The following is a 10,119-nucleotide window of genomic DNA, read 5'->3' as shown; positions in this document are numbered from 1 at the left end:
CTTGCCCCGTGATACATCGCGCGGCAGCCCCATTGCGGATCGGCCGGGTCTCTAGTGCTTCTAGGCTTGCAGAGCCGCGAGCGTGGCATCCCAGGACTCCTGGATCCGCTGCTGACAAATCTGGGCCGCCAGTTCAGCGTCACCTGCTTTGCAGGCCTGCAGGGAGCGCCGCCAGTGTTCGATAGAGCGCACTCTTCGTTCCCGGGATCGAAATTGCAGCTTCGAATAACGCAGGGTTTGCAACGACAAGGAGGTCACGATCTGGCTTAAGCGCGTATTGTTGGCGTAGCGCGCCGTCAGCAAAGACAGGCGGTAAGTGGTCTCGGCGTAAAGACTGCCATCGGCGGGCGTGTCAATGCACGACGCAAGCTTTTTGATTCCGTGCTCAAGCAGCTTGAGCAATTCAGGATTTTGGGTCACCGCATTCTTTCGCGCCGCCAGAGACAACAGGCTGCTGCGCACTTCGAATATCTCGGCCAGTTCATCGGCGTTCAACTCAGACACACTGGCTCCGCGTCTGGGATTGACGACAACCAGGCCTTCTCGTTCCAGGATCCTTAACGCCTCGCGCACTGGCCCCCGGCTGACTTCATACCGTTCGGCCAGTTCCTGCTCGGGAATATGCGCGCTGTTGGCCATGGAGCCGCTGATGATCTGGTCACCCAGCTGGGCGGCAATCTGCTCTGGCAGCGATAATGTGAGTTGCTTGCGTTCCGCAAAGAGTCGAAATCCGACCGAACTTTCAAAATTATCAAGCGCGTCTTGATCAGTTGGTTTCAAAATAAAATCCTGTTCGCTGGCATGCGTTTGTAGACACGGCGCCCGGCAGAAAATGATTGCAGACGATTCAGCGTATTATAACGCCGTTGTGATAATTCATATAGTTAACAATAGGATTGTCGGGATTATATGATCATTATTCTGTAGCGTCTGAGCCTGCTGTCGCCCTGCTCTATGGGCCATTCATCACAGCATCCGGCTTTTGCGTGCCAGCGAAATATCCATGTCGCGCTGGTCACCTCTTACAAGACATCCTGGCGCAATTGCGGAAATACCTTGGATACTTTATTGAGCAAATAATCTCCGTAAATACCATTGAAGGCATGCACATTTGCCTTGTCCCAGCGCGATGCGCGGTCGTCCGGATCGGGGACGGCGGGCAGCCCTTCGATGGGCTGCATCTGTGCAAAATAATTGGGGTCAAAGAACAGCGGGAAAGACAGCCGGTCGCATCCCGAGGTATTGCGCACGACCCGATGTGCGGTTGATCGATACAAGCCGCCGGTCATGCGTTCCAGCATGTCGCCGATATTGCAAATGAAAGTGCCCGGCACCGGTGCAGCATCAACCCAGCCGTCAGGCGTCTTTACCTGCAAGCCACCGATTTGGTCCTGTAGCAAAATGGTCAATAAACCGTAATCCGTATGTTCGCCTACGCCCCAATGCACGTCCATGTCTTCGGGCACATCCTGGGTCGGATAGTTAAAAATGCGAAACAGAATCAAAGGGTCAGCGGTGTAGCGGCGCTCGAAGTAGTCTGCCGGTAGCGCCAGACTGAGCGCAATACCCCGCATCAGGATATGACCCAGCGCGGTGACCGCTTCCATGTATTGCAAGATGGTTTGGCGCATGCCCGGGATGTCTGGAAATAGGTTGCGCCCATGTACGGGCGTGCCTGCCTGCACCAGCGGATGATCATCGGCCAGCTCGGTACCCAGATAGAGCCCTTCTTTCCAGTCCGGCCTGCCTGAAGTCAATTCACCACCAAGAGGGAAGTAACCACGCCACGCCCGGCCACCCAGCGCCATCCGCCAGCGCATCTTTTCCTGCTCGTCCAGAGAAAAGAACTGGCGACTGAGCGCATCCAGGCGCTGAATCAACGTCGACTCTACGCCGTGTCCGGAAATGTAGAAAAAACCGTGAACACGACAGGCATTGCGAATGTGATCGGCAACCGACTGCAATGCCTGGCGGCTGCTATCGGTTACCAGCGCAGAGACATCAATAATCGGTAGTGCCGCGTGGGCCTCTGGGGTATAAGTCATGGTCTTTATTGAAGGAATGATTGAAGATCTGGCGCCGCCTGGCGGTTTGCGAACGACGGCAATAGCGGGCACAACGGCAATGGCAATGGCAATGGCAATGGCAATGGCAAGAATATTCCAGTTGTCATCTTGCTCGGGCAACCGTTGTCATACTGCCCGGGCAAATGGCGTGCGTATATCGGAGAGAAACTGTGCGGCCCTGGGGTGCTGCGGCCGGTTGAAAAAATCGTCCGGTGTGGCGCGCTCCAGCATTTTGCCTGCATCCATAAACAGAATCCGGTCGGCTACTTCGCGCGCAAATCCCATCTCGTGCGTCACGCATACCATGGTCATGCCGTCTTTAGCCAGATCCCGCATGACCAACAGCACTTCTCCGACCATCTCCGGATCCAGCGAACTGGTCGGCTCATCAAACAGCATCAGTGGCGGCTCCATGGCCAGCGCACGAGCAATGGCAACGCGCTGCTGCTGCCCGCCCGACAGCGCATCGGGCATCGCGTCAGCCTTATGGGCCAGTCCGACCCGGTCCAGCAAGGACAAGGCTTTTTCCCGGGCAGCCGGGGCAGACAGTCCTCGCAGATGCATGGGCGCCAGGGTACAGTTCTCCAGAGCGCTCAGATGAGGAAACAGGTTGAACTGCTGGAAAACAAAACCGATGCCCGAGCGAAAGGCATTCAAATCTATCGATTTATCATGGATATCTTGACCATTGACGCGGATATGGCCCGCCTGGATGGGTTCCAGGCGGTTGATCGTGCGGATCAGGGTCGATTTGCCTGATCCCGACGGGCCGCACACGACAACCACTTCCCCGCGCGCGACGGTTTCCGTGACATCCACCAGGGCATGGTACTTGTCATACCATTTATTCACATTTTCAAATTTAATCATGTTGCTTCCTTGCGGGCAGCGATGGCCGCTTGCTGTTTCCCACGTCGGCGCTCAAGCCAATAGGCAAAACGGGACAGGCCGAAACACAGCAGCAGGTAGGTCAGGCCCAGGACGAGATAAATCTGCGCCGGATACACCATCACCTGGGTATTGATCTGCGAGGTGATAAAAGAGACCTCCGCAAGACCGATGATATAACCCAGGGAGGTTTCCTTGATCGTCGAAATAAACTGGTTGACCAGCGATGGCAGCATATGCCTGATCGCCTGCGGCAATATTACCAGTCGCATGGCTCGAAAATAACCGAAGCCCAACGAACGGGCGCACTCCATCTGGCCCTTGGGCAGACCCTGGATGCCAGCCCGGATAATCTCGGCCAGATAGGCGGCATCGAAAACAACCAAGGCAATAAGCATGGTCCAGAACTGATTGGTTTTTATGCCGGTCACACTGGGCAAAAAGAAATAGGCCCAGAACACCACCATCAACAACGGCGTTCCACGCACCACAAAAACCAGGATACTCACGGGCCAGCGCACCGCCCGCCACGGGCTGATGCGGGCAAACGCCAGAAGAATGCCCAGCGGCATGGCCATGACCAGCGCACAGCTTGCCAGCAGCAAAGTCAGCGCCAGGCCGCCCAGCGGCCCATTCGGATACTGTCCAATCAGAAAGTACAGCCAGTACGTATCGATGACCTCCAGGAATCCGCTCATAGCGCCCTCGGCGGATAACGATGCTGGAACCACGCCGCCAGCGCGGTGATCAGCAGCGACAGACTCAGATAGGCAGAGGTGGCAAAGGCAAAGGATTCAAAACTTCTGAAGCTGGCGCTTTCGACCTGGCCGGCCTGATACATGAGCTCTGCCACGCCGATGACGGTTGCAATACTGGTGTTCTTCCACAAATTCAATGTCTGCGAAATCAACGGAGGCGTAATGACCCGCATGGCCTGTGGCAGGATGACCAGACGCATGGCTGCCAGAAAACTCAGCCCCAGCGCACGTGCCGCTTCCATCTGTACAAATGAAATAGCCCGGATGCCGCTGCGGATGTCTTCAGCCATATAGGCTGCGGTATAAAGCGTAAGTGCAATGACCGCACAGCTGGCTTCGGTGTTGCCGGCATAAAGCCATTGCTTTGCTGCTTCGGGCAGCATCTCGGGCGCACCGAAATACCAGAACAGCATATGCGCCAGCAACGGGATATTACGGATGGTCTCGACATAGGCAAAGCCCAGACCGCGCAGCAACGGCAGCGGCGACAGGCGCAGCAAGGCGATACAGGTGGCCAGTGGCAGCGCGAGCACCAGTGAAATGGCCAGCAATTGTATGGATAACCATAATCCTGCCAGCAGCATTTCGTGGTACCGGCCGCTAAGCAGCATGGAAGCGTCAAACTCGGGCATGGATTGGTCGCGTAGTCATGGAAACAAAAAACGGCGTGAAATCTACTGCGCTGGTCGAGCGCAGCACACGCCGTCGCGTAGCAACAGCAACCGGCCGTTGTTCCGATGCTGTCTTGCGGATATCCAGTCTACTCTTAAATTTTATCGGTTTCGAGTTTAAAACTGCGCGTTGAAAACTGTGATTTGGTATCCGGCCCATACCATTTGAAGAAAATTTTCTCGGCATCGCCAGAGGCTTCAAGTTCACGCAGCGTATCGTCGACCATTTTTTTCAAACTGGCTTCGCCTTTACGCAAGCCGAATGCCAGCGGTTCTTCACTGATGCTTTGCTTGAGCACCACAAAATCCTTCTGCTTGGGCCCCAGCTTGGCGTAGACGCGCAGCAGCGCTGCTTCATCGTCAACATAGCCCACACCCTTGCCTTGTTGCAATGCAAGAAACGCCTGCTGGCTGGTATCGAACGTGACCACGTTCACATCAGGCACCGCTTTGCGGATATTGGGCTCCTGGGTACCGCCACGGATGGTCAGCACTTTCTTGCCTGCCAGTCCGGGCAAGTCCTTGATACCGCTATCGCTGCGCACCAGCGCCTTCTGCCCGGTCACAAAAGTGGTCACGGAAAAATCGATCTGCGCCTCGCGTTCCTTGTTGTGCGTCAGGCCGGCGGCAATAATATCTACGTGCTTTTGCTGCAGTTCCGGAATGCGGGCAGCCACGGCTACCTGCTTGAAGCGGGCCTTGACGCCGATCTTGTCGGCTACCGCCTTGGCAAGATCCACTTCATAGCCAATGAATTCACGGGTTTTGGGGTCTATGAAGGTTGCCGGTTCATCTGTGCCCAGAACACCGACAACCAGTTCGCCGTTTTTCTTAATATCGTCCAGTTGATCAGCCTGGGCGTTGACGGCGCTCAGGCCAATGAGGGTCGCGCCCAGCAAGGGTAAAAGTTTTCTCAGTTTCATGGTGGCAGATTTCCTGATAGTTGGCGTTATGCTCAAGCGTTATTTGGAATGCAGATATTCGTGAAGAAAACTATATCAGCATAACAAAAGCCAATAAAATAACCAATGGTTATATGATAATAATCAGGTTCCATGTCTAGCGTTGGCTATGCGTACTGCCGCAGCGCCATCGGAGCATGGCGCAGTGTCCTTTAGCCCGTCCATAGGCAACCCCAGCAAACGCAAAAAAGTCGCATCCGGACCACAGGCTGCGACTTTTGCTCTACTCCAACAGATACAGCAACTAATACGTCTCCAGATGCAGACGCCCTTTTTCCCTGAGCGTGGCATGCAGTTCGGACCATTGCATGCCGCCGGCAGTGGCCGCTTCCTGCAACGCCTCCAGCACGCCAGACTCCATCCCCTTGACGCCACAGACATAAATATAAGTGTCCTCGTTCTTCAGCAGCGCAAGCAGATCGGGCAGGCGTTCGCGCATCACATCCTGCACATATTTTTTTGGCTGACCTGGCGTGCGCGAAAACGCAAAATTAATATCGATAAAGTCTTTGGGTAACTTGTTGAGCGGTCCGAAATAAGGTAATTCTTCCTTGCAACGGGCACCAAAGAACAGCATGAGCTTGCCGCGTTCGTCGCCCTGCCCTTCCAGGCGCTTGCGCCGGCGCCTCTCGGTCATCGCGCGCATGGGTGCGCTACCCGTTCCGGTGCAGATCATGATGATATTTGCACCAGGGTGGTTCGGCATCAGGAAGGTATGGCCAAAGGGCCCGATGACCTGTACTTTGTCACCCTTCTTCAAATCACATACGTAGTTGGAACAGACGCCCTGGACCGGATTGCCATCATAGTCCTGCACTACCCGTTTGACGGTGATCGATACGTTGTTGTAGCGGGGCCGCTCGCCGTCCCGCGGGCTGGCCAGCGAATATTGACGGGCATGATGCAAACGGTCACCGGCGTCAGTGCCTGGTGGAATAATGCCGATGGACTGGCCCTCCAGCACAGGAAATGGGGCATCGCCAAAATCCAGCACGACATGACGAATGTCGCTATCGGACGAATCATCGGTCAAACGGTAGTTTCCCGACACCGTTGCCGTCACCACGTTGCGCGTGCCATACAAGTTCGTATAGCTGTGCGACGCTGACCAGGGAGGAATCTGCGAGCCGGCGACATAATTGCTGCCCTGGATGGTTACTTGCGCATCCACCTCTGCATCTGCATCAGTCGCGCCGGCATCGGGGACCGCCGGTATATCCGGCACATCCAGCGCCAGCGGCGCCGGCAGCTCGTCCCAGCTGTATTGTTCATCGATTGAATACATTTTTTCTGCGTGCACCGGCTGCCAGTTGTCTATGGCGCCTGTAGGACAGGGCGCCACGCAGGCCATGCAATGGTTACAGACGTCGGGCTTGACGACGTAATTGGTGCCGTCGTGCGTAATCGCATCGATCGGACAGGTCTCCTCGCATGTATTGCAGCGTATACAAATTTCCGGATCAATCAGGTGCTGTTTTTTTATTACCTGGGCTTGTTCGATCGTCGCCATAACAGTCTGCCTCCGAAATCTATTTCCATGTTATTGGATGCCCGTTTTCCGGGCATCCCTGATTAGTTGAATCGCACATACTCAAAATCGACCGGCTGGCGATTGATGCCCATGACAGGCGGCGCGATCCAGTTGGCAAATTTACCCGGCTCGACGACGCGTCCCATCAGAGAAGCGACAAAGGCCCGATCTTCATTTGTCGGCAACCAGTCGCGCTCGCGCCTGACCCATTCGGCCTCGGACATCATCGTGCCGTCAGGAGAAACAAACACGCCCGACAGGGTGCCAATGCTCCGGTTGAATGCCTTGTGCGGTGTCTTCAGGCGAAAGGGAATACCCGCCTTCTCAATCACTTTGTTCCAGCGATTGACCCCACCGACCGAGTCCTTGATATAGTCATCGCGCAACACTTCGTTCAGCGCGTTGAGCATCGGCACAGAACGCTCGACCAGGCGACCATCCTGCACGGCCAGCACGTTGTAGGTGCGATCGTACAATTTATGGTCGTCGTCACGCTTGGTCTCTTCGTAGCGCCCTTTCAATCCAGTATTGTAAAACGTGGCGGCGTTACTGGACTCATCGGCGCCGAACAGGTCAATGGTGACACTGAAATGAAAATTCAGATAGCGTTGAATGGTTTCCAGGTCAATCACGCCGGCCTCGCGAAGGCGCGCGGCATCATCGGTTTTCAATTGGTTCATCACCTCGCAGGTTCGCTGGATGACCCGCGATACGCCCGACTCGCCGACGAACATATGATGCGCCTCTTCGGTCAGCATGAATTTTGTGGTGCGGGCCAGCGGATCAAAGCCGGATTCGGCCAGCGCACACAATTGGAATTTACCGTCGCGGTCCGTGAAATAGGTGAACATGTAAAACGATAGCCAGTCTGGCGTTTTTTCATTGAAGGCAGCCAGAATCCGCGGATTGTCTTCGTCACCGCTATTGCGCTCCAGCAGCGCTTCTGCTTCCTCACGGCCATCACGACCGAAATGCTTGTGCAGCAAGTACACCATGGCCCACAAATGCCGCCCCTCTTCCACGTTGACCTGGAACAGATTGCGCAAGTCATACATGGACGGCGCGGTCAGCCCCAGATAGCGCTGCTGTTCCACCGACGCCGGCTCGGTATCACCCTGGGTCACAATAATGCGACGCAGATTGGCGCGATGCTCACCCGGCACATCCTGCCAAGCCTTCTCGCCTTTGTGTTCACCGAAATTGACCTGACGCTCCGCATCGCGCGGGTTCAGAAAGATGCCCCAGCGATAATCCGGCATCTTCACATAACCAAAGGAAGCCCATCCCTGCGGATCGACGCTGGTCGCGGTACGCAAGTAGACGTCAAAGTCCTGGGAGCCGTCGGGACCCATTTCGTTCCACCATTTGCGATAATTCGGTTGCCAGTGCTCAAGCGCGCGCTGCAGCGTCCTGTCTTCGGACAGGTTCACATTATTGGGGATTTTCTCATTGTAGTTGATGCTCGACATAGTGATCTCCAGTGTCATGGAGCGGGTATATCAATGGGTTACCCTGCTCCTTCATTTTGATGGATATACGCAGCTAGCAGTCAGACGCGATTGGGTCAGACGCGATTGCGGTCAAAGTTCGGTTTTTCGCCCTTGCCATACAATTTGAGGGCGCCCTTTTCACCGACCGCATTGGGCCGGATGAAGATCCAGTTTTGCCAGGCCGTCAGACGGCCGAAAATGCGGGTCCACATATTTTCCGGGCCGTTAAAGCGCAGGTTGGCTTCCATGCCGGTCAACGCATCGGGCGACATGGACACCCGTTCTTCAATGGCAATCCGTACCTCTTCGTCCCAATCAATGTCATCCAGCGCATAGGTAACCAGCCCGGCCTGTTCGGCCTGATCGCCCTCCAGTCCCTGGCCGGCCAGGGACTTGATCGCCTCCAGGCTGGCTTGATCATCATAGAAGCGGCGCGCCAGGCGCGACTGTCGCGTTACCATGGGCAAAAACCCAAAGTTGATTGGACCAACCGTGATATGCGGCGTGCGGTCTTGGTCGTCAGGCAGGGTCAGCATATAGATGCGATCGCAGGCAAGCGCCGGTTCCAGCAACGATCCGGCAAAGCACGAACCCTCATCGACCAGTGCAAAAAGGGAGCGGGACGAGACATCCAGGCGCGCCAGGGTGCGGCGCAACAGACCCAGGGTTTCACGCACGAACCAGTGATCTTTATTGTTCAGCAGGATTTCGTCGCTTTGCAGGACGGCCTCGGGACTGCCGGCCGTTTTGATCAGCCAAAGCCCGCTGTCCAGCTCGTTGGTGCGCATCGATAAAATCGCGTCATCCAGTTCGCGCGCCATTTGCAGTGGCCACCATGTCATGCCGGCCTGCATGATGGCCTCAATGCTCTCGGGCAGCGCCGCGTCGGGGCCCCTCAGAGTGAACGTGGCGAACTTGCCTGCCCGGTCAATATCGACGCTGACATATTTGTAATGCAGGCTGTCGGCGGTTTCGTGTTTTTCAAGCGGCGTCAGCGCCACCCCCTGCAGTCCCGTCGATGAACCTGAACCATGCTGCTGCGCCAACTCCATTGCCCGGGCGTTGATGGTGTCCTGAAACTTGGCAGGCTTGACGACCTCATCAACCAGCTTCCAGTCTTTAGCCCGCTGGCCACGAACACCCTCGACCAGTGTGCAGAAAATATCGGCGTGATCATGGCGGACCTTGCGCTTATCGGTTACCCGTGTCAGGCCGCCCGTACCTGGTAGAACGCCAAGCAACGGGACTTCGGGCAGCGATACCGACGAGGAGCGATCGTCCACCAGATAGATTTCATCACAGGCCAGAGCCAACTCATAGCCGCCACCGGCGCAGGCGCCATTGACAGCGGCAATAAATTTCACCCCCGAATGCTCGCTGGTATCCTCAATGCTGTTGCGCGTCTCATTGGTGAACTTGCAGAAATTGACTTTCCACGCATGGCTGGACAGACCCAGCATGAAAATATTGGCGCCCGAGCAGAATATGCGCTCCTTGCCACTGGATACGATTACGCTGCGCACTTCGGGATGTTCAAAGCGAAGGCGATTGAGTGCATCGTGCAATTCAATATCCACGCCCAGATCATAAGAGTTCAGTTTCAGCTTATAGCCGGGGCGGATGCCGCTATCCTCGTCGATGTCAATCGTCAGGCGCGCAATATTGCCTTCGGTCGTCAATGAGAGGTGCTTGTACTGCGACGGGTTGGTCTGGTAATTGACTTTCAGCTCGCTCATGGCTGTCTCCAATAGAG

The 10,119-nt window shown here is 55.7% G+C and carries 9 protein-coding genes; all 9 read right to left on the bottom strand.

The features are described from left to right. Positions 1–60 precede the first annotated feature (60 nt). On the bottom strand, positions 61–780 hold the full coding sequence (locus ACTIKR_RS10365) for a GntR family transcriptional regulator (RefSeq protein ID WP_193087773.1): 720 nt from the start codon (positions 778–780) through the stop codon (positions 61–63). A 242-nt stretch (positions 781–1,022) separates the two neighbouring features. Next, positions 1,023–2,186 carry an isopenicillin N synthase family dioxygenase gene (locus ACTIKR_RS10360; protein ID WP_442327790.1) on the bottom strand — a complete coding sequence of 388 codons (1,164 nt, stop codon included), beginning with the start codon at positions 2,184–2,186 and terminating at the stop codon, positions 1,023–1,025. Between the two features lie 6 nt (positions 2,187–2,192). Then, a complete protein-coding gene (locus tag ACTIKR_RS10355) occupies positions 2,193–2,936 on the bottom strand; it encodes an amino acid ABC transporter ATP-binding protein (protein ID WP_193087772.1) in 744 nt (247 codons plus the stop codon). Then, positions 2,933–3,652 (bottom strand): amino acid ABC transporter permease, encoded by a 720-nt coding sequence (locus ACTIKR_RS10350; protein ID WP_442327789.1) that lies wholly within the window; start codon positions 3,650–3,652, stop codon positions 2,933–2,935. Before ACTIKR_RS10350 ends, ACTIKR_RS10355 begins: the two co-directional genes overlap by 4 nt. Then, entirely contained in the window at positions 3,649–4,344 is a 696-nt protein-coding gene (locus tag ACTIKR_RS10345; RefSeq protein ID WP_193087770.1) for an amino acid ABC transporter permease, read from the bottom strand. Before ACTIKR_RS10345 ends, ACTIKR_RS10350 begins: the two co-directional genes overlap by 4 nt. A gap of 134 nt (positions 4,345–4,478) precedes the next feature. Then, positions 4,479–5,306 carry an ABC transporter substrate-binding protein gene (locus ACTIKR_RS10340; RefSeq protein WP_442327788.1) on the bottom strand — a complete coding sequence of 276 codons (828 nt, stop codon included), beginning with the start codon at positions 5,304–5,306 and terminating at the stop codon, positions 4,479–4,481. A 283-nt stretch (positions 5,307–5,589) separates the two neighbouring features. Then, positions 5,590–6,855, bottom strand: coding sequence for a benzoyl-CoA 2,3-epoxidase subunit BoxA (gene boxA, locus ACTIKR_RS10335; RefSeq protein ID WP_193087768.1), 1,266 nt, complete (start codon positions 6,853–6,855; stop codon positions 5,590–5,592). A 62-nt stretch (positions 6,856–6,917) separates the two neighbouring features. Beyond that, entirely contained in the window at positions 6,918–8,345 is a 1,428-nt protein-coding gene (boxB, locus tag ACTIKR_RS10330) for a benzoyl-CoA 2,3-epoxidase subunit BoxB (RefSeq protein WP_193087767.1), read from the bottom strand. A gap of 95 nt (positions 8,346–8,440) precedes the next feature. Beyond that, the gene (gene boxC, locus ACTIKR_RS10325; protein ID WP_442327787.1) at positions 8,441–10,102 is read right to left on the bottom strand and encodes a 2,3-epoxybenzoyl-CoA dihydrolase; all 1,662 of its coding nucleotides are present in this window, start codon (positions 10,100–10,102) and stop codon (positions 8,441–8,443) included. Positions 10,103–10,119: the final 17 nt, after the last annotated feature.

Origin of the sequence: Advenella sp. (genome assembly GCF_052108595.1) — a bacterium.
Taxonomy (GTDB): Bacteria; Pseudomonadota; Gammaproteobacteria; order Burkholderiales; family Burkholderiaceae_B; genus Advenella.
This window is presented reverse-complemented; position numbering and strand designations above follow the sequence as displayed.